Annotated in this window: 19 protein-coding genes; 1 reads left to right on the top strand and 18 read right to left on the bottom strand. The window is 53.2% G+C overall.

The window, feature by feature from the left end; genetic code table 11:
• Window positions 1–78: 78 nt before the first annotated feature.
• The 17 genes from BN4275_RS07635 to BN4275_RS07555 all read right to left on the bottom strand — a co-directional run bounded on the left by BN4275_RS07635 (window position 79) and on the right by BN4275_RS07555 (window position 15,955).
• A complete protein-coding gene (locus BN4275_RS07635; RefSeq protein WP_066456284.1) occupies window positions 79–723 on the bottom strand; it encodes an RraA family protein in 645 nt (214 codons plus the stop codon).
• Window positions 716–1,378, bottom strand: coding sequence for a GntR family transcriptional regulator (locus tag BN4275_RS07630; protein WP_066456281.1), 663 nt, complete (start codon window positions 1,376–1,378; stop codon window positions 716–718). The genes BN4275_RS07635 and BN4275_RS07630 overlap by 8 nt, the downstream gene beginning before the upstream one ends.
• Before the next feature lie 366 nt (window positions 1,379–1,744).
• Window positions 1,745–2,956: a DEAD/DEAH box helicase gene (locus tag BN4275_RS07625; RefSeq protein WP_066456278.1), complete on the bottom strand. Its 1,212-nt coding sequence runs from the start codon at window positions 2,954–2,956 to the stop codon at window positions 1,745–1,747.
• Window positions 2,957–3,031: 75 nt separating this feature from the next.
• Window positions 3,032–3,244, bottom strand: a complete 213-nt coding sequence (locus tag BN4275_RS07620) for a cold-shock protein (protein WP_066456275.1) — start codon at window positions 3,242–3,244, stop codon at window positions 3,032–3,034.
• 268 nt (window positions 3,245–3,512) lie between these two features.
• Entirely contained in the window at window positions 3,513–4,439 is a 927-nt protein-coding gene (locus BN4275_RS07615) for a transketolase family protein (RefSeq protein WP_066456272.1), read from the bottom strand.
• A gap of 4 nt (window positions 4,440–4,443) precedes the next feature.
• On the bottom strand, window positions 4,444–5,256 hold the full coding sequence (locus tag BN4275_RS07610; RefSeq protein WP_066456269.1) for a transketolase: 813 nt from the start codon (window positions 5,254–5,256) through the stop codon (window positions 4,444–4,446).
• Window positions 5,257–5,335: 79 nt separating this feature from the next.
• The gene (locus tag BN4275_RS07605; protein WP_066456266.1) at window positions 5,336–6,034 is read right to left on the bottom strand and encodes a FadR/GntR family transcriptional regulator; all 699 of its coding nucleotides are present in this window, start codon (window positions 6,032–6,034) and stop codon (window positions 5,336–5,338) included.
• A 10-nt stretch (window positions 6,035–6,044) separates the two neighbouring features.
• A complete protein-coding gene (locus BN4275_RS07600; RefSeq protein ID WP_066456263.1) occupies window positions 6,045–7,325 on the bottom strand; it encodes a TRAP transporter large permease in 1,281 nt (426 codons plus the stop codon).
• 3 nt (window positions 7,326–7,328) lie between these two features.
• On the bottom strand, window positions 7,329–7,865 hold the full coding sequence (locus tag BN4275_RS07595; RefSeq protein ID WP_066456261.1) for a TRAP transporter small permease: 537 nt from the start codon (window positions 7,863–7,865) through the stop codon (window positions 7,329–7,331).
• Window positions 7,866–7,885: 20 nt separating this feature from the next.
• Window positions 7,886–8,971: a TRAP transporter substrate-binding protein gene (locus tag BN4275_RS07590; protein ID WP_118479502.1), complete on the bottom strand. Its 1,086-nt coding sequence runs from the start codon at window positions 8,969–8,971 to the stop codon at window positions 7,886–7,888.
• Between the two features lie 331 nt (window positions 8,972–9,302).
• On the bottom strand, window positions 9,303–10,376 hold the full coding sequence (locus tag BN4275_RS07585; protein WP_066456254.1) for a TRAP transporter substrate-binding protein: 1,074 nt from the start codon (window positions 10,374–10,376) through the stop codon (window positions 9,303–9,305).
• A 130-nt stretch (window positions 10,377–10,506) separates the two neighbouring features.
• Window positions 10,507–11,775 carry a TRAP transporter large permease gene (locus BN4275_RS07580; RefSeq protein WP_066456252.1) on the bottom strand — a complete coding sequence of 423 codons (1,269 nt, stop codon included), beginning with the start codon at window positions 11,773–11,775 and terminating at the stop codon, window positions 10,507–10,509.
• Window positions 11,772–12,281: a TRAP transporter small permease gene (locus BN4275_RS07575; RefSeq protein ID WP_066456246.1), complete on the bottom strand. Its 510-nt coding sequence runs from the start codon at window positions 12,279–12,281 to the stop codon at window positions 11,772–11,774. The genes BN4275_RS07580 and BN4275_RS07575 overlap by 4 nt, the downstream gene beginning before the upstream one ends.
• 23 nt (window positions 12,282–12,304) lie before the next feature.
• Window positions 12,305–13,075, bottom strand: coding sequence for an SDR family NAD(P)-dependent oxidoreductase (locus tag BN4275_RS07570; RefSeq protein ID WP_066456244.1), 771 nt, complete (start codon window positions 13,073–13,075; stop codon window positions 12,305–12,307).
• Window positions 13,076–13,270: 195 nt separating this feature from the next.
• A complete protein-coding gene (gene dgoD, locus BN4275_RS07565; RefSeq protein ID WP_066456240.1) occupies window positions 13,271–14,443 on the bottom strand; it encodes a galactonate dehydratase in 1,173 nt (390 codons plus the stop codon).
• Window positions 14,440–15,168: an MBL fold metallo-hydrolase gene (locus BN4275_RS07560; protein WP_066456237.1), complete on the bottom strand. Its 729-nt coding sequence runs from the start codon at window positions 15,166–15,168 to the stop codon at window positions 14,440–14,442. Before BN4275_RS07560 ends, dgoD begins: the two co-directional genes overlap by 4 nt.
• A gap of 127 nt (window positions 15,169–15,295) precedes the next feature.
• Window positions 15,296–15,955, bottom strand: a complete 660-nt coding sequence (locus tag BN4275_RS07555) for a GntR family transcriptional regulator (protein ID WP_066456234.1) — start codon at window positions 15,953–15,955, stop codon at window positions 15,296–15,298.
• A 120-nt stretch (window positions 15,956–16,075) separates the two neighbouring features.
• On the opposite strand from BN4275_RS07555, the gene BN4275_RS07550 reads away from it, so the two are divergent.
• The gene (locus tag BN4275_RS07550; RefSeq protein ID WP_066456227.1) at window positions 16,076–16,951 is read left to right on the top strand and encodes an aldose 1-epimerase; all 876 of its coding nucleotides are present in this window, start codon (window positions 16,076–16,078) and stop codon (window positions 16,949–16,951) included.
• Window positions 16,952–17,020: 69 nt separating this feature from the next.
• Here the strand turns inward: BN4275_RS07550 and BN4275_RS07545 are convergent, their stop codons facing one another.
• The gene (locus BN4275_RS07545; RefSeq protein ID WP_066456224.1) at window positions 17,021–18,118 is read right to left on the bottom strand and encodes a LuxR C-terminal-related transcriptional regulator; all 1,098 of its coding nucleotides are present in this window, start codon (window positions 18,116–18,118) and stop codon (window positions 17,021–17,023) included.
• Window positions 18,119–18,329 lie beyond the last annotated feature (211 nt).

The raw sequence follows: 18,329 nt of genomic DNA, 5'->3' as shown, positions 1-18,329 counted from the left end.
CCGCAGGGAGCGGCGGCGGAAATCCACGCAGGGTGGGGGGCCCCTGGGCATCCGCTCCTTTCCATAAAATAATTGTTGTTAGGAATCTGTTTTCATCAGATGATAAATGTCAATTGTGCTTTCGCCCTTTTTCAGCCGTTCTTCAATGACGGCCTCCTTTTCTATACGGGCGGTGACAAGCGGCACGATTTCTTCCAAGCGGGCGCGCGGAACCACAACCACACCATCCCGGTCGCCAAAGATAAGATCGCCCGGTTCAACCCGGACACCGCCGACGACGATAGGAACACCGTAAGCCCCGGGATAGGACTTTTCGGTACATTTGATACAGGTGCCTTGACAAAAAACCGGGAAGCCTGACGAAATGATTTCAGCGGTGTCACGAACCGCTCCATCAAAAATCAGGCCGCGTAGGCCGCGGCAGCGCGCGGCACAGGTCATCACATCCCCCCAGTAACCGGATTCTGTATAGCCGCGCACCGATGCAACAATCACTTCGCAGCTCTGTGCTCGGTAGATGGCATGATGCAAGGCGAGATTATCCGCGGGTTTTCCCTGTACCGTATAGGCAAAACCACAAGCTTTAGAGGATGGATCGATCGGTTTGATCACACTGGAGAAGGCGCCGGTCTGGCCAAGCGCTTCGTAGATGGTTGCAGAAGTGAAACTGGACAGTATGTCGAGAAGTTTCAGATCCTTTTCCGTGTATCGGGATTCATTCATTTTTCTCCTCCCAGTTTTCTTTCAAACTGTGGAACCATGCGGCGATATGGCGCTCGCTAGCGGCTGCTGCCTCATCAGGTTTTTTATCCAGAATGGCCTGATAGATGGCAGCATGTTCCTCCATGGCCTCTTCAATCCGCAGGTTGTTTTTCTTATTTGTGATAAAGCTGATACGTACAAATTGCTCATAGATACCATGCAGGATCGAGTCCAGCCGTGAATTTCCACAGAACTCATCCAGGGTTTGGTGCCATAACTGATCTGCCTCTAGAAAGGTAATCCGATCCCGGTTTTCCTGAAACTCTGCCCTCATCCGCTCAAGCATCCGCAACAGATGCGCCGAACCTTCCGGGGTGAGATTCTGCACGACCTTGCGCACCGCATAGCATTCATTAAGCACGCGCAACTCATAAATTTCTTCTATGTCCCGCCAGGTCAGCACTGAAACGATACGGCTCTTTCCGCGTTTTTCGATCCAGCCTTCGTTTTCCAGAAGGTTAAGACCGTCGCGCAACGGTGTACGGCTGATATTGAGTTCTTCACTCAGATCGCGTTCATTCAGAACCTGTCCCTGTTTCAGTTCGTTCAAAACGATCGCACGTTTCAGCGTGCTGTAAACTTTCTGGATATACGGCACATTTGTTTCAAAATTCATAAGTCTGCTCCCACTTTATATTGATTACACGCCAAGCCCAAAGGACACAGCGCTGGATTTATATGGCCGGACGCAATGCGACCGGGCTTTTTTGCACAGCGTGGAATTTATGATAACAGCTCCCAACAACGGCATTCGGTATTTGGTATACCAAACTGCTTGCTTATAGAATAGCATACCCTATGAAAAATGCAAGCCTTTTTTGGCAAAATCTGAAGTTTCGTAAAAAAGAGCGATTTTTTGCCCCTTCGGCTGTCTATTTTTACAGTCCCTCCTCCCCCAAAATATAGGAGGCGGGTACTCATATTTAGGGTTTGAAAAAGGGAACAGGGCGCCCTCAGGTGCCCTGTTCCCTTACAAAATTTTCTATGCGATACGCATCTGTGCCGATTTTCCACGAAATGCCGGCTTGCTGTTCTGATTCCGGTGGGAGACCGGAGCCTTTGCAGCCGGTTGTGTCCATTCCCCGAGCATCAATTTGCGCATCTTTGCCTGGGTCAGATCCATAAAGCTCTTCAGCTTGCCATATTCCTGCCGGGATACGAACGTGTAGGCGCTGCCGGTTTGCCCTGCCCGCCCGGTCCGTCCGATGCGATGGACATAGCTGTCTGCATCTCCGGGAATGTCATAGTTGATAACAGCGTCAATATTCTGGACATCGATGCCTCTGGCAGCCACATCGGTGGCGACCAGCACACGGATCTGCCCACTGCGATACCGCTTCATAACCATATTCCGCTGGCTTTGGCGCAGATCCCCATGCAGGGCATCCGCTTTGATCCCCTTTTCATTGAGCTGCGCGGACAGCCTGTCAGCCATAGACTTTGTAGCCACAAACACCAGGGAAAGGCCAAACTTCTTCTCCTCCAGCAGGCCGAGCAACGCGGGGGTCTTTTCTTTTGACGGCATCTGGCTGTAATACTGTTCCACCCGGTCAACCGATTTCCCCGTTTCCTGAATTTCAATTTTCCGGGCGTCCCGCTGGTGCTGGGACGCGATCTGCCGGATGTCCGCGGAAAGTGTTGCGGAAAACAGAACTGTCTGCCGCTCTTCTGGGACATTTCGCAGAATTTCCTTGATATCGTCCCGGAAGCCCATATCCAGCATCCTGTCCGCCTCATCCAGCACGATCTGGGAAACCGTCTCCAATCGGACCGTGCGGCGGCTCATATGGTCCATGAGCCTTCCGGGCGTCGCCACGAGGATTTGCGGCTTGCGGCGCAAATCTGAAATCTGCCGTCCAATGGGCTCACCGCCATAAACCGCCTGGATCCTTACGCCCGGCTTATAGGCGGCAAGGGATTTCAGGACGGTCGCGGTCTGCACCGCCAGTTCCCGCGTAGGGCACAGGATCACGGTCTGCACATAGTGTACGCCCGGCTTAGCCATCTCCACAGCTGGGATGCCGAAAGCGCAGGTCTTGCCGGTGCCGGTGGGAGCCTGAACCAGCAGATCCTGGCCATCCAGCATTGGCAGTATAGCGGCCTCCTGGACCTGGGTAGGGGTCTGGAAGCCCATTTTGTCCAAGCCCTTATTCAATTCCGGGCTCAAGCCAAATTTGATAAATTGATCGTTCATTCACAATCCCTTTCTTGTGTTGATAAGCGCGAAAAAGCCGCCGGCCCTTTACGGGGCGGGCGGCTCCGGCATGTCTTAGGCCACCTTGACATTGACAGCGCGCAGCTTGCGGCTGTTCTTAGGGTCCTGCTCGGTGTCAAAAGTCACCTTATCGCCTTCATTGAGGGATTTGTAGCCGTCGCTCAGGATGGCGGAGAAGTGAACGAAGACATCCTCGCCACCATTGTCGTTGCTGATAAAGCCGAAACCCTTGTCAGCATTGAACCATTTTACTGTACCGTTATTCATAATTGGTACCTCCAAAAATTATTATTCGTACCCGCAAACTTACAAAAAAACACATGTTTTTGTAAACCTTCAAATAATTGAATGCTTACAAAAACATGTGAGACAATGCAAATATTTAGAATACATGTTTAGTATATCACACAACAGTTGTAATGTCAACTTGTGAAATATAAACAATTTTATCCGCGCACTTCCTTCCCCGATCCCATCCGCCGCCCGGAACCAAGCCACAGGCCGGCGGCGGATGGATCGGAAGCCGGAACAACCGTCAGAAACAGCTGCGGATCTGCCGCAGGACGCCCGGGACATCCAGCCCGTATTCCGCCAGGAGATCGGCAGGCTTTCCGGACTGCCCAAAGCGGTCCTGCACACCGATCTTCCGGAATTTGTAGTCCCCGGTACCGATCAGCACATCGGCAACCGCGTCACCAAGCCCGCCAATGACACTGTGCTCCTCAATGGTGACAACCCTTTTACAGGTTCCGGCATATTTGAGTACGCATTCACGGTCAATCGGCTTGATGGTATGCATGTTTATCACCGCTGCCGAAATATTTTCCTGCGCCAGCATCCGCGCGCAGTCGAGCGCGGTCTTTACCATGATTCCGCAGGCAAACAGGACCACATCGCTTCCCTCCCGCAGAACATTCGCCTTGCCGAGGGTAAAAGGCATCTCTTCTTCAAAAACGTGGCTTGGCGTGCGGGCAAGGCGCAGATAGACCGGCCCGTTCATTTGGGCGGCGGCAAAGGTGGCGCGGCGGGCTTCGCCGGCATCGCACGGGACCACAACCGTCATGCCGGGGATCACCCGCATAAGCGCGATATCCTCGATGGCCTGATGGCTGCCGCCGTCCTCCCCGAGCGTGATGCCCGCGTGGGTCATCGCAAGCTTGACGTTGAAATGCGGATAAGCGACGCTATTGCGGACCTGTTCATAGGCTCGGCCAGCTCCGAATACCGCAAAGGTGCTGCAAAAAGGGATATACCCCATTGCGGAAAGGCCGGCGCTCATCGAAACCATGTTGGCCTCGGCGATTCCCGCATTAAAAAAACGTTCCGGATATTTTTCAGCAAAATAACAGGTATAGGTGGCGTGCGCAAGATCTGCGTCGAGCGCGACCACCCGCTCGTCCCGGCCGCCCAGCTCGGCCAGCGCTTCGCCGTACGCGGCGCGGATTGCTTTCAATTCACTCATCTTCTTATCCCTCCAGTTCCCGGAGCGCCCGTTCGAGTTCTTCCAAATCAGGCGCTTTGCCATGCCAGCCGACACCGTTTTCCATAAAGGAAACCCCCTTGCCCTTGACCGTGTGGGCAAGGATACATTTCGGCCTGCCCGGCATTGCCGGCACTTCCAGCGCAGCGGCCACCTGGCGGATATCGTTGCCGTCCGGCAGTTCAATCACATCAAACCCGAAAGCGGTAAATTTTGCGTGCAGGTCGCCCAGCGACATGACTTCCTCGTTTCTGCCGTCGATCTGCAGGCCGTTGTTGTCGATTAGTATGGTCAGATTGTCCAGGCGGTAATTGGCGGCCGCCATGCAGGCCTCCCAGACCTGGCCTTCCTGCAGTTCGCCGTCGCCAAGCAGCGTATAGACTCTAACACCGTTCTTCTGCAGTTTCGCACCGAGCGCCATCCCCACCGCGATGGAAATTCCCTGGCCAAGCGAACCGGTCGAAGCGTCGACGCCCGGGACTTTTTTGGTATCCGGATGTCCCTGCAGGATACTGTGCAACTGGCGGAAATTTTGAAATTCTGCTTTATCAAAAAAGCCGAGATCCGCAAGAACCGCATAATAACAGGGGGCTGCATGTCCCTTGCTCAGAACGAAACGATCCCGGCAGGGATCCTTTGGATTTTTCGGATCAAACCGCATCTGGGTGTAATAAACGCCCGCCATCAATTCCACGGCGGAAAGCGAACCGCCCGGATGACCGCTGGCGGCATTGCCCACCATCGTCAGGATATCCCGGCGCAGAAGCCGGCATTTTTCCTCGAGCGCTTGTATATTCATCAGGTTTTCCTCCATTTTTTCAGAAAAAAGCAGCCGCGCGGAATCCGCGGCTGCTTTTCCCGTACTATGAAAAGATCATTCAGATTTCCGGCTGCCAGCCGCAAAGATCCTGGAACGCAGCAAGCATATGTTCCGTACTTGCCTTTGCTGCATCCTCCGGATGATTTCCCGCAATGGCCTCCAGGATCTGCTCATGCGGCATGAGCGCATGCTCCGCATGGGCTTCAAAGCGGAAACTGGTCTGGCGCAGAAGCTTGAAATAGTGGTTTGTGATGCGCACAAGCGACAGCAACAGGTCATTGTGGGTCACCCGCGCGATCCGTTCGTGAAATTTGGCATCCAGCAGTTCCAGCGTTTCGTTATCCCTGCGGTGGACTGCCTCCACGAACGCTTTATGAATTGCACATAGGTCGTCAATATCCTGTTCGGTCGCATTTTCTGCCGCCAGGCGGGCCGCCAGGGGATCGAGCGCCATGCGCACAAACAGATAGTCGCTCATCTGAACCTTGTGTGAGGAAATCCAGTTGGTCGCTTCCTGGACAAAATCCCGTTCCTTGCTTTTGACAAAAGCACCCTTCCCGGTTTGTATATCCAGGTATCCCTGTGACTGCAGGACACGGTAAGCTTCCCGCACAGTTGTGCGGCTGATATTCAGTTCTTTGCAGAGCGCCACCTCGGCCGGCAGCTTTTCCCCCACCTCGATATTGCCGCCCTGCACATATTCAATCAGCTTTTCCACCGCAAGGTCAACTGTGGATTTCTTTTGAATCGGTTCCATAAACTACCACCTAAAACGAATTGCCCAACAAGAGTTTCGGTACTGTGAGAATTATCTGTGGGAAAATATTGATCAGCGCAAGAACGGCCAGCAGCCCCACATAATATGGCGTGACCGCTTTGAAAGCCCGCTGGAACGAGATCCCTCCCAGCTTTGATGTGATGAACAGGCAGATCGCCATCGGCGGGGTCAGAAGCCCGATCATCAGGGCAAATATCATTATAACACCAAACTGGATCGGATGCATGCCAATTTGTTGGACAATCGGCATTAAAATTGGCGTTAAAATGAGGATGCTCGCATTGGTTTCCATAAAAGTCCCCATGAAGAGCAGCAGCAGGTTGATCAGCAGGATAATCACCGCCGGACTGCTGGTGATGCTGAAGAGCATCTCAGTCGCGCGTTCGGCGATTTTCTCCATGCCAAGCACCCATGCGAATACCTTGCCGGAGGACATCAGCAGCATGACCAGCCCGAGGTTCTCAATGCCGATGACCAGCACGCGCAGGATGTCGTCAAATTTGAGCTCCCGGTAGATGAACACGCCGACAAACAGGGAATAGAACACGGCCACAGCCGCCGCTTCGGTCGGTGTGAAGAAACCGGAAAGGATGCCGCCCACGAGGATGATCGGGGAAAGCAGCGCCGGCAGCGCCGAAAAGAACGCCTTGGAAATCTCCCCAAACTTTGCGCGCGGATGTTTCGGATATTTGCGTTTTTTGGAAATGATATATACGGTGATCATCATGAATAGCCCCATGATGACGCCAACCGTGATGCCTCCCATGAAAAGCGAGCCGATCGAGACACCCGCCGCGATGCCGAACATGACCATCGGGCTGCTGGGCGGGATGATTGGGCCGATGATCGACGAGGCCGCTGTGACGCCGACCGAAAAATCGACGTCAAAGCCTTCCTCGGTCATCGCCTTGATTTCAATCGCGCCCAGCCCCGCGCAGTCGGCAACCGCCGCGCCGGACATCCCCGCGAAGAGCATGCTCGAAAGGATGTTGACGTGGCCGAGGCCGCCGGTGATGTGGCCGACGCAGCAGTTTGCAAAATGGAAGATACGTTTTGTGATGCCGCTGCTGTTCATCAGCTCACCCACGAGCATGAAAAACGGAATCGCCAGCATCGTATAGGAGGAAACGCCGCTGATCATTGCCTGCGGGATAAAGGTGAGCGAAACCGATCCGGTGAGGACGACATAGAAAAAAGCCGAAAGAACCATCGAGAAACCGACCGGCACACCCAGAATAATCATCAGGATAAATCCCAGTACCACAACCATCTCTTACACCCCGCTTTCCTCCGGCGGCTGCAAATCTGCAGCCGCCGGTCCGTTTTTGAGCGTCGCGACCTCCTGGATCACATTGTCCAGCAGAAACACACAGGCAAACGCCATGCCGACCGGGAAGGAGAAATACCACCAGCCCGAATGGAGCGGCAGGACGGTCAGCGGGACCATCATCTTCTTCTGTCCGAGCATCCAGCCGTATTTGACCAGCAGGACGCTTGCCACAAATATCGTTGCCTGGATCACCAGCATCAAGCTGTGTTTCAGATGGAACGGGAGCTTATCAGTGAACACCTCGATGCGGACATGTACCTTTCTGCGCACCGCATAGGCAACTGTCATGAAGGCGCACCACGAAGCCATTATGATTGAGAATTCTTCAATTTCGATAAAGGATTTTCCGGTAAGTGTCCTTCTTGCCACCTGGAAGAATACCGTGCTGACCAGGACCACCAACAGTGCAATTGCAATCACTTTGACGACCTTTTCCAGCCAGCCGGTCAGCTTGGCCATTGCCGCTGCAATTTTGCCCACCTGGGAGCTCCCCTTTCAAATCAGTCTTTCAGAGCCTGGATTTTCTCGTAGGCGCCTTCCGGATAGAGGTCTTTATTTTCTTCCAGCAGCGCCGGGATGATCTTCTCTTTAAAGGAGTCGATGTCGATCTGGTCCTTTGTTACAAGGGTCATGCCCTTTTCCTGGAAGGATTTCAGGAACTGCTCATCCTCGGCGTTGACCTGCTCGTTGTGCCATTTGAAGCCCTCATCGATCGCCTCGCTGATGATTGCCTGCTGTTCGGCGGTCAGGGTCTGATACCAGGCGTCATTGAAGTACATGAAGTAGTTGGTGTACTGATGTTCGGTCTGCATCAGATAGCTCTGCACCTGATAAAGTCCGGCCTGGTCGATATTCGCAAGCGGGTTTTCCTGCGCGTTCACGATTCCGCTCTGCAGCGCGCCGAACAGCTCGCCCCAGGCAACCGGGGTGACGTTCGCTCCGGTTGCCTGCCAGGAAGCGATAACACCCGCGTTGTTCGGGGTGCGCAGCTTGACGCCGGCCATATCGGCAACCGATTTGATTTCTTTGTTCGCGGTCAGATAACGCGGTCCGCGCAGCGCGATGGTGTCGAGATAAGCGCGCACGCCGTACTTTTCAATCAGCATCTGGCCCAGGTCTTTGCCCATATCGCTCTCCCAGAACTTCTGCAGGTGCTGCTGATCCTCAAAGATGAACGCCATGTTGAACAGCTCCATCCACTCGGGAACCGCCCAGTTGAAGAGCATTTCCGCATTGAGCAGCATCTCATAGTTTCCTTCGGAAAGGCCGGTGCAAAGGTCCTCGTCATTGTCGCCGAGCTGGCCTTCGAGGTAGAGCTCCGGTTTGAGGGAGCCGCCGGACTTTTCTTCAATAATCGCCGCAATTTTTTTTGCCGCTTCGGTCGAAAGGGCGGAGGAGTTGTTGCCTACCATTTTGAAGGAAACGACCTCCTGAGGGGCTGCGGAATCGGCTGCCGCGGAGGAAGCCGGGGCGGAGGAAGCCGCTGGGGCCGCGGAGGAGGCGGAGGTTCCGCCGCCGCAGGCGGTCATAAGGCCGGTAGCCGCCACCATGAGACCAACGAGTAATGCCGCAAATCTTTTCTTCATATCAATTCTCCTTTTCATATCTGTCCGACCGCACTTCTTCAAGCAATATTGTATGATTGAATGTTAGTACGATTGTCTGACAATATTAAAGCATATGCGTCCTTTTATGTCAATAATCTATCCACTTTTCTCTGTTATGCTATATATTATTCATTTTGTTTGTTGCATTTGCACATACCAATTGATAAATCAGAACACTTACAGACAAATAAACGGAGCCCGAATCAGCATAACACTGATCCGGGCTCCGTTTATTTGTCATGCGCGGGATGTTCCGCACATTTTCCAAAAGGAACTTACGGCCGTTTTTGCATACGTTCCTGGCGGCGGATTATCCTTTTACAGTCTCTTTAATCTGATCCAGGATATCCTTTGCACCGATTTCCGTGGCAGAGGTATCCCACATCTCAGAGAAGGTATTAAAAATCTGATCCTTGTCGGAGAATTCGGTGATATTGCATCCCTCTTCCTTCAGCGCTTCCAGATATTTATTGTCATTTTCGATCGAGGTCTTGTTGAGATCCGCCTGGCACTGCGCCCATGCGTCGAGCAGGACCTTCTGGGTATTTTCGTTGAGGCTCTGCCACACATCCTCGTTGATGATCGGCCCGATGGTGGAAAGCATGTGGTGGGACAGGCAGATGTTATCGCCGAGTTTGTAGAAACCCTGGGTATAGAATGCTTCGAGCGAGCTTTCAACACCGTCGACAATACCGGTCTGCATCGCGGAATACGCCTCGGACCAGGAGATAACCTGCGGGGCCATTCCCAAGGTTTTGAAGGTATTGAGGTAGACGTCCGCGCCGGGGCTCCTCAGCTTCATCCCTTTGCAGTCCGCCATGGAGGTCAACGGCTTGTTGGAGCAGATATTGCGGTATCCGTTCCAGGTCCAGCCAAGCGGCCTGATCCCGTTGTCCGCGACAAATTTTTCATCGACGCTCCTGCCAATGTCGCCGAGAATGACTTTTTCCGCCGCTTCGTAGCTGTCCAGCAGGAATGGATAGGAAAAAAGTGCATACTCGGGCTGGATATTGGAAATTACGCTGGTATCTCCCAGCGCCATTTCAAGCGCGCCCGCTTTTACGGCATCCAGGGCGTCCTCCTGATTATAGAGCGAAGCCGCCGGAAAAACGCTGATCTTGACCGCGCCCCCGGTCTTTTCACTCACCAGGCTGACCCATTTTTCAAAGGCTTCATGAATCGGCTGATTCTGCGCATTGTGATGGGAAAGGCGCATTTCAATCTGTGTGAATTCTTCCTCCGGGGCGGCCGGCGCTGATCCAGACTCCGCGGACGCGGCCTGTGAAGGCTGTGCGGCCGGCGCTTCCTTCGATCCGCATCCGCCCAGAAGTGTTCCCACCGTCATACAGACCGCCAATAAAATTCCCAGTGCTCTTTTTTTCATAATCTTCTCCTTCTCTAACATAGATTGCAGTTTCTGCTTCCTACTCATACGATCCGTTTTCCGTTACCGCATTTTTAGTGCAAATCATCCCCTCTTTGCTTCCAAAGCCTGCCGCAGCTTTTTTACCGCCCTACATGAGAGCCGGAAGCCAGGTGACAATGATCGGACAGAATATCACCAAAATAACCACCGCATAGTTCACAACCAGGAACGGCCAGATATGCTTTACCACCTGATCAAGCGGAGTCTCCGTACAGCTTGACGCGATATAAAGCAGCATCGCCACCGGCGGGCTCATACCGCCCATAACCAGCGTCAGGATGCAAACCATCGCAAAATGGATCTCATCGTATCCGTATACACTGATGAGCGGGGCAAAGATGGGAACCAGCATCAGCAGCGCCGCGTTCGCGTCCAGCAGCATCCCCGCGATGAGCAGGATGATGCTGATGATGATCAGGATCATATATGGATTGGTGGTGATGCCGTTCATAATTCCCATCACCAGCTCAGAGAAATGGTTATAGGTGATCAGGAAGCCAAACAGGCCCGCAAACGAGATGATCAGCATCGGGTTGACCGTTGCGCTGACCGCGTCGTCAATACACTTTTTGAGCGTTTTCAGGGTGAGGTTTTTCGATGCGAACCCATAAATAAGCCCATACACGGTGGCGATCATTCCCGACTCGGTGGCGGTGACCATCCCGCTCATAATGCCGCCGATGATGATGAGCGGCATCATGAGCGCCCAGATCGCCTTTTTAAAGGTTTTCCATACCGCTGCCAGGCCAACGAAATGCGATTTGGGAATCCCGCGTTTTCTCGCGTAGAGATAGTTCACAATCAGGTAGCCGCCGCCGATGATCAGTCCCGGCACGATGCCCGCCATGAAAAGGCTTGCGATCGATATGGCTGTCACGCCGGAATAGACCACCATCATAATGCTCGGCGGGATAACCGGGGCAAGCGCGCCGCAGCCCGCGACCAGCGAACAGCTGAACCCCTTTTCATACCCCTCTTTTTCCAGCGCCGGGACCATGATCTTGGCGAGGATCGAGGTGTCCGCGTTGGCCGAACCGGATTTGCCCGCCAGCATGACGCCCGTCACAACCGTTGCCTGCGCAAGGCCGCCCCGGAAGTGGCCGACAATCGTTTTGGCAAATGCGATAATTTTTTCGGTGATGCCGGTCTCGTTCATCAGGGACCCGGCGAACATGAAGAACGGGATCGCCAGCATCGAAAAAGAGTCCATTGCGGTGAACATTTTCTGCGCCATGGTGAGGTTTGGCAGCTCCGGCGTCAAAAAGAAGCAGAGGCCGGAAGCGGTCGCCATTGCGTAAGCGAGCGGCATGCCAAGCATCATAAGTACAAAAAACACAATAAACAGCTGTGCAATCATTCTGTCTGTCCCCCTTCCGCCCGTTTTTTGCCAATCATTTCCATAAAGTGATAATACATAATCTCCAGCGTGAACAGCAGCAGCATCCCCGACCCGACAATCTGTGCGGAATAGATATAAACCGCTTTGATATTGATGCCGATCAGAATTTTCTCCTGAAATGCGGTGCAGAATTCAATTCCGCTGGTGAGATACATGATTGCAAACACTGCGATCATGAGTTCACAGAACAAAAAGAAGATTTCCTGGATGTTTTTGGGGAGGCGCTTAAGCAGAATATCGAAGGACATATTGACCTTCTGCCGCATCAGTACCGGCATATAGAGCATGATCATCCAGATAAACAAGTACCTCGCGAGCTGTTCGGTCCAGCTCAGCGGGAAATTGAGAAAGTATCTTGTAAATACCTGCAGGAATACAAGAAACGTGAAAACCACCATCAGGCAGGATGAAATCTGTTTTAACAGCCATTCCAGCTTGTCGAACAGCTTTGTGACAGCCCTCATAGCTTTCCCTCCTTAACTTATCGTTATCTCATATACATTCCGCCGTTTACATCGACGGTCAAACCCGTGATGTAGGAAGCCTCTTCCGAAGCGAGGAATACCGCCGCATAACCCACCTCCTCGCAGGTGCCAAGCCTTCCCATCGGAATCATCGGTATCGTCTTATCCATCCGGTGCGGATCCGATTCCACCAGAATCTCATGAAGCGTCTCGGTCATGTGGACCCCCGGCGCAATCGAATTGACGGTGATGTTCTCTTTGGCCACTGTACGTGCCAGCGTCTTCGCAAAGGACATCTGCGCCCCTTTGGTGGCCGCATAGTGAACCTGCCCAAAGAGAGCTCCCTGTTCGCCCACCATTGAACTGATCATGATGATCCTGCCGAATGCATGCTCGCGCATCACCGGCAGGGCGTATTTGCTGCAGAGAAATCCTCCGGTGATATTGACGTCCTGGATCTTCTGCCACGCCTCGAGCGTCATGTTGTCAATATTAAAATTGCTGTTGATGCCCGCATTGTTCACCAGGATATCCAGCCTTCCGAACTCCCGGCGGACCGTGTCAATCATCCGCCTGACATCCGCTTCACTGGCGACATCCGCTTGGATCACCGCCGCCCGGCGGCCTTTTGAACGGATATACTCCGCCTGCCGTTCAGCTTTTTCCGCAGAGGACGGCGACACGTAGTTTACCGCCACATCCGCGCCGGCGTCCGCCATGCAGCGCGCGATCGCCGCACCAAGCCCCGCCGATGACCCCGTTACCAATGCGACTTTCCCATTCAGATCAAACATCATTTACGCTCCTTTTTGGAGCGGGTCCTCCCAGCCGGATATTCTGTATGGACTGAGAAACCCGCCGCTTTCATTTTAAGAAAATGCTTTTGTTGGCACAAGTCAAATTATCTCGTAAAAAAGGAAAGCTTTTTTATACTTTTCGCTCGTAATTTTGCGACGTCCGCAATGCGGTTTTGTGTATTTTTCGCACTGCTAGATCCCTTCAAAATAATATTCCGCCGCGTCTCTGGGACGGATATCTGTCAGTGACCCTTTGTAATGCCGCAGGTCAACCGGTTGGAAAGGATGTGCGCCGCACTCCTCCCGGTTGAGGGAAAGCCCCAACCCCGGCCGGTCCGGAATCAAAATTGTCCCGTCCGCAAAAATCACCCGTTCATCCGTGAGCCGCTTCCGCCAGCTCATATCGGTCATCATAATTTCCAGTATCCGAAAGTTTGTCAGGCATCCCGCCAGTTGCAGCGTGGCCGCGTTCGCCACCGGGCCGCTCGGATTGTGGGGGGCAACCGCAACATAGTAATTCTCCGCCATAGAGGCGATCTTTTTGATCGCGGAGATGCCGCCGCAATGGCTGACATCCGGCTGGATGAAATCCGCACAGCCCTTCTCCAGAAAATCCCGGAAGGCGACCGGCGCATAAAGCCGTTCCCCGGCCGCAATGGGAACCGGCGATTTTCTGCGCACCTCGGCAAGCGCGTCGATCGAGTCCGGAGGCGTGGGTTCCTCGAAAAACATGGGTTCGAACGGCTTGAGCGCCTGGGCAACGCGCACCGAAGTTTCGATATCGAACCGGCCGTGCCCCTCGATGAGCAGATCCACCTCGCTGCCCACGCTGGCGCGTACCGCTTCCACTGTCTCGATCGACCGCGCCAGTTCGCCGCGATCCATATAGAGATACGCTTTTCCAAATGGGTCCCATTTGAGCGCTGTCACGCCTTTTTCTTTTGCCGCCTTTGCGGCCGAGGCAAACTCCTGCGGGGTATTCGCACCGGCAAACCAGCCGTTCGCATACATGCGGACCCTGTCCCGGACCTTCCCGCCAAGCAGCTCGTACACCGGAACCCCCAGCAGCTTGCCCTTGATGTCCCAAAGTGCCATATCCACAGCCGACACCGCGCTTTGCAGCGCCGCGCAGTTCCGCCAGTAGGAATCCCGGTAAAGTTCGGACGTGATCTTTTCAATCTGCCGGGGGTCCCTGCCGATCAGGACCCGCCGGATATCTTCAACCGCTCCCAGCAGAGCGTGTTCCTTATATTCGAGGGTACCCTCCCCAACGCCGGTGGTCCCTTCGTCGGTTTCAATTTCAATGAACACATAGTTGGTACGGTACATGAACACGGTATAGGTATGTATCTCTGTTATCCTCATTTCGACTCTCCAAACCATAAACAATATTCTTTGTAATGCTCCGGAACCAGGATCTTCTTCTGTTCGTCAGCGGTAAACTGCGCGTAAAAATCCCCGACGCCGCATCCGAACTTCCGGAACATGTCAAAATGCATTGGAAGCACCAGATCCGGCTGGATCCTTCTTGTAAAGCGGGCTGCATCCACGGCGTTCATATTGTTCCCCTGCCCGTTGATGGGGAGCAGCAGGGCGTTGACGCGGCGGTCGATCTCCTCGAATATCCTCCGGTGCCAGAGGGTGTCCCCGGTATGATAAAGAACGCAGTCCGGGCTTTGGAGGAGGATCCCAATCGCCCGCTCGTCGCTGTGCGCCGCGAACACCGAACAAAACAGCACGTCCCCGATGCTCACCTCGATCCCATGGTCAAACTGGATGTAATTATGCGCGCCTCCGTACCTCGCCCGCAGGATCTGCCAGACATTGAGCGGTGCCAGAACGCTGACGGGATGATCCCGCAGCAATAGGCAGTCAAGCGTTTCAAAGTCCATATGATCAGCATGGCAATGGGTGATGACCAGTACGTCGGTCTCCGCCTGACACCAGGCAGGGTCAATCGGAACTTCCCGCAGGAAATCCTCCCCCTGGGCCCTGCGCAGCGCGTCCGACAGGTATGGGTCTATCATGATCCGCAGCCCGCCCGGGCTTACCAGGTAATAACCGGCCTGCCCCAGCCAGGTCAGATTCATTTTTCTCCCCCCGTTTATGATATTTGATATTTGATATTTTAAATAAAAAAGGATGGGGACCCTCTTTTATTTTTCCACGGCCTACAACGGCGCATCGAACATGCGGCGCTTTCCCCATGCGGAACAGTCAGTTCTCCGAATTGTACTGCACACTGAAGTTTTTCTGGGCGTTCATAACATGTGTGTCGACGGCGGCCTTCAGCTTCAGGACGTCCTTTTCCCTCAGTGCACCGATAATGCTTTCGTGTTCCGGGATCACCTGTTTGATCCGCTCAAAGGAAGGGGTGTAGCTCTTTCTGATCTCCCTGATCAGACGGTTATAGTATGTGTAAAGCTCGATAGCTTTTTCATTTGTGCCCCGCGCAATGATAAGCTGATGAAAGCTTGTATTGAGATCCACATAGGCAGCAACCTGACGATCCTGGAGCGACCTGATCTTTTCATTGGTTTTTGTCAGCTGGTCCAGCAGCTCGTCATCCACAGCCGGCAGTGCGGTTTCATAGATCAGATCCTCCAAAGCCCGCAGAACCCCATAGATGTCCTTGATAAAGCTGATGTCAATTTTTAAAACCTCCGCGCCTTTATAGGCGCTGAACTTCAGAAGATTTTCGCCCTCAAGGATTCGAAAGGCTTCCCGCACCGGCATATTGCTGGTGCCATACCGCTCGGAGATCTCCTTAATCGTGATTCTGCTGCCCGCAGCGATTTTTTTGGTGATGATATCCGAACGCAGCTTTTCAGTCACGCGCGATGCAACGGTGGAGTTGGTTTCAATGAAATCCTGCATACCTCTATTCCCATCCCAAAATCATATATTTGACATTTGATATTTTAGATGTTATATTGTTTTCACACAAAAGTCAATATGCAATATGAACAATTTTTAAAGATTGAGGATGTGACGGCAATGATTCTGCATAACAATGCTCTGACTGTGGAGATCTCGGACATTGGGAGCGACTATCGCGGTTCCCGCTACGACTGGAGCGGAATCGTCAAGCAGGTGACGCTTTATGGGAAATCCACCTTCCTTTCCCGCGAGATTGCGTCCGACGGCGGCTGTGGACTCGGCGGGATTGGGCTGTGCAGCGTCTTCGAGTGGGCCGACACATCCATTTATGACAGTACCGCTTTCGCTGATTCCTTTCCAATGATCGGGGTCGGGCTTCTGAAAAAGAGCGACACCCTCCCATTTCAGTTCACCAAGGCATACGAAGTAACGCCGTTTGAGCGGGAAGTCCTCTGCCAAAACGATACGGAAGCCGCCTTCCATACCCTTCCCCATTTCTGCAACGGAATCGCGGTCGACCAGCGCAAGACAGTTTCCCTCCAGGGTACCGTTCTGACGGTTACACACACCCTGCACAACGTGGGCGAAAAGGAGATCCGCGCCACGGAATTCAGCCATAACTTTTTCCGCTTTGGCGCGGATGGGGTGAACCGCGGCTACCGGCTGCAGTTTCCCTATTCCATTGCGCCAACGCTGCGGCGCGGGAGCCTTTTGATCGAGCGTGACGCCTACCGGGTGGCCGCATTCGACCAGGCGACCGCATCCACCGCGTTCTGGGTGCATGGGTATGAAGGGATGAAAACCCACTGGATGAAGCTCACCCGCGACGATTCGCCGCTTTCGGTGCTTGTGGAGGATCTGTTCCCCGTCGTAAACTTTTACAGCTGGAACAACAAAGACGCCTTTTGTCCGGAAACCTTCTGCGGCATTGCGCTCAAACCCGGCGAATCAACCACTTACAGCAGACGTTACACTTTTTCCGGCCCGCGATAACCAGCCGTCCATTATTTGGAGCACCTTTTGAAAAAGCACCCTGACGGGTGCTTTTTGTTTTGGGCCCGTTCAGACACTGCCCAGGAGATATTTGCGCAGCAGCTCCACCAGCTGGCGTTTTCCGTTTACGCGGCAGAGGCTGCCCATTTTTTTGACATGGTACTTGATGGTTCCTTCCATCAAAAAGCACTCTTCCGCGATCTTTTCGTAAGAAGATCCCTCCATAATTTTTCGGAGGATCAGTCGTTCGACCTCGGTGCATTCGCAGAGCAGGCGCTCCACCAGCATCATTTCCCGCAGCTCGTCGTCATTGTAAAAGGTTTCGGTGCATTGCATCTCCACCGGCAGCGCAGGCTTTTTGATCTCCGTCTTTTCTGATTGGCCCGGCTGGAGCTTCTCAATCGCTGAGCAGTCCCATTTTATCATCATGACGATATTGGAAATGCAGGGTGTTTTCTGCAGGCTGCCAAGCGTGACCACCGCCGCTTTTCCATATTCCTCAAAATTCAGGCGCACCGAGTGTATCCGATCAGCATAGTGCCCGGTCAGGCGCGCTTCGGCGCAGCCAATGATCGTGAGGCGGTCCAGCAGCTCAGGCCGCTGTTCCTTCAGGTGCCGGACCAGTGAAATCGCAGCGAAATCATTCGTGCAGATTGCCGTGTCGTATTCCTGCGCCCGCAGCAAAAAACGCGCAAAACACTGCTGCAGCGAGCCGTTATTGATAAAGATATCCCCGCGGCCCCGACCGCCCATAGCCACGAGGAAACTATCCTTGCGTCCTTCGTCTGAAACCGACTGCGGATTTACCCCATACAGTGCGATTCTCTTGCGTTTCATGGAATCCAGAATCCCCACCAGATGCTTCATCGACCCCGCGACATCCGAACAGATCGCGCTGTAATCCGCATTGAACTTGTGGTAGGTCTGGTTGCAGAGCAAAATCGGATAGGTCCCAATTTCGTTGCACGCCCGCAGGACCGCCTTCACCCAGGTGTTGTTCGAACCGATTAAAAAAATATACCGGTTTTCTCTTATTTCCTTCAGGGAACCGATGATCCTGTATGGAATCCTTTTCAGCTTTAGCACGCCCAACAGCCCGTCAAGCAGGTTTTGGCACCACATGCTGCCGGAATATGCGGGTTCTAAAAATATCAGAACTTCACTCATGATGACTCCATTCCGTACGGTATTTCCTTTTTATTCTATTATACACAAATCCATTTAAAAGGAAAACCATTCTATCTGCAAGGTACAAGAATGTTGGGATTTTTTACAGCGTTCTTTATCTTGTCTCTTATTCTGCAATTCTCTAGAATAAAACCAAAAGAAACGCTATGCGTGGTTCCATCGCCATTTTTCAAGCGGCCCGCCCCAGGTT

Source organism: Anaerotruncus rubiinfantis (assembly GCF_900078395.1).
Taxonomy (GTDB): Bacteria; Bacillota; Clostridia; order Oscillospirales; family Ruminococcaceae; genus Anaerotruncus; species Anaerotruncus rubiinfantis.
This window is presented reverse-complemented; position numbering and strand designations above follow the sequence as displayed.

Excerpts from the sequence above, each read along its gene's own strand:
- BN4275_RS07585 (WP_066456254.1), bottom strand. The coding sequence starts at position 10,376 with ATGAAAAAAAGAGCACTGGGAATTTTATTGGCGGTCTGTATGACGGTG.
- dgoD (WP_066456240.1), bottom strand. The coding sequence starts at position 14,443 with ATGAGGATAACAGAGATACATACCTATACCGTGTTCATGTACCGTACC.
- BN4275_RS07590 (WP_118479502.1), bottom strand. The coding sequence starts at position 8,971 with ATGAAGAAAAGATTTGCGGCATTACTCGTTGGTCTCATGGTGGCGGCT.
- BN4275_RS07610 (WP_066456269.1), bottom strand. The coding sequence starts at position 5,256 with ATGAATATACAAGCGCTCGAGGAAAAATGCCGGCTTCTGCGCCGGGAT.
- BN4275_RS07630 (WP_066456281.1), bottom strand. The coding sequence starts at position 1,378 with ATGAATTTTGAAACAAATGTGCCGTATATCCAGAAAGTTTACAGCACG.
- BN4275_RS07570 (WP_066456244.1), bottom strand. The coding sequence starts at position 13,075 with ATGTTTGATCTGAATGGGAAAGTCGCATTGGTAACGGGGTCATCGGCG.
- BN4275_RS07550 (WP_066456227.1), top strand. The coding sequence starts at position 16,076 with ATGATTCTGCATAACAATGCTCTGACTGTGGAGATCTCGGACATTGGG.
- BN4275_RS07560 (WP_066456237.1), bottom strand. The coding sequence starts at position 15,168 with ATGAATCTGACCTGGCTGGGGCAGGCCGGTTATTACCTGGTAAGCCCG.
- BN4275_RS07600 (WP_066456263.1), bottom strand. The coding sequence starts at position 7,325 with ATGGTTGTGGTACTGGGATTTATCCTGATGATTATTCTGGGTGTGCCG.
- BN4275_RS07580 (WP_066456252.1), bottom strand. The coding sequence starts at position 11,775 with ATGATTGCACAGCTGTTTATTGTGTTTTTTGTACTTATGATGCTTGGC.
- BN4275_RS07605 (WP_066456266.1), bottom strand. The coding sequence starts at position 6,034 with ATGGAACCGATTCAAAAGAAATCCACAGTTGACCTTGCGGTGGAAAAG.
- BN4275_RS07555 (WP_066456234.1), bottom strand. The coding sequence starts at position 15,955 with ATGCAGGATTTCATTGAAACCAACTCCACCGTTGCATCGCGCGTGACT.
- BN4275_RS07615 (WP_066456272.1), bottom strand. The coding sequence starts at position 4,439 with ATGAGTGAATTGAAAGCAATCCGCGCCGCGTACGGCGAAGCGCTGGCC.
- BN4275_RS07625 (WP_066456278.1), bottom strand. The coding sequence starts at position 2,956 with ATGAACGATCAATTTATCAAATTTGGCTTGAGCCCGGAATTGAATAAG.
- BN4275_RS07545 (WP_066456224.1), bottom strand. The coding sequence starts at position 18,118 with ATGAGTGAAGTTCTGATATTTTTAGAACCCGCATATTCCGGCAGCATG.
- BN4275_RS07620 (WP_066456275.1), bottom strand. The coding sequence starts at position 3,244 with ATGAATAACGGTACAGTAAAATGGTTCAATGCTGACAAGGGTTTCGGC.
- BN4275_RS07635 (WP_066456284.1), bottom strand. The coding sequence starts at position 723 with ATGAATGAATCCCGATACACGGAAAAGGATCTGAAACTTCTCGACATA.
- BN4275_RS07575 (WP_066456246.1), bottom strand. The coding sequence starts at position 12,281 with ATGAGGGCTGTCACAAAGCTGTTCGACAAGCTGGAATGGCTGTTAAAA.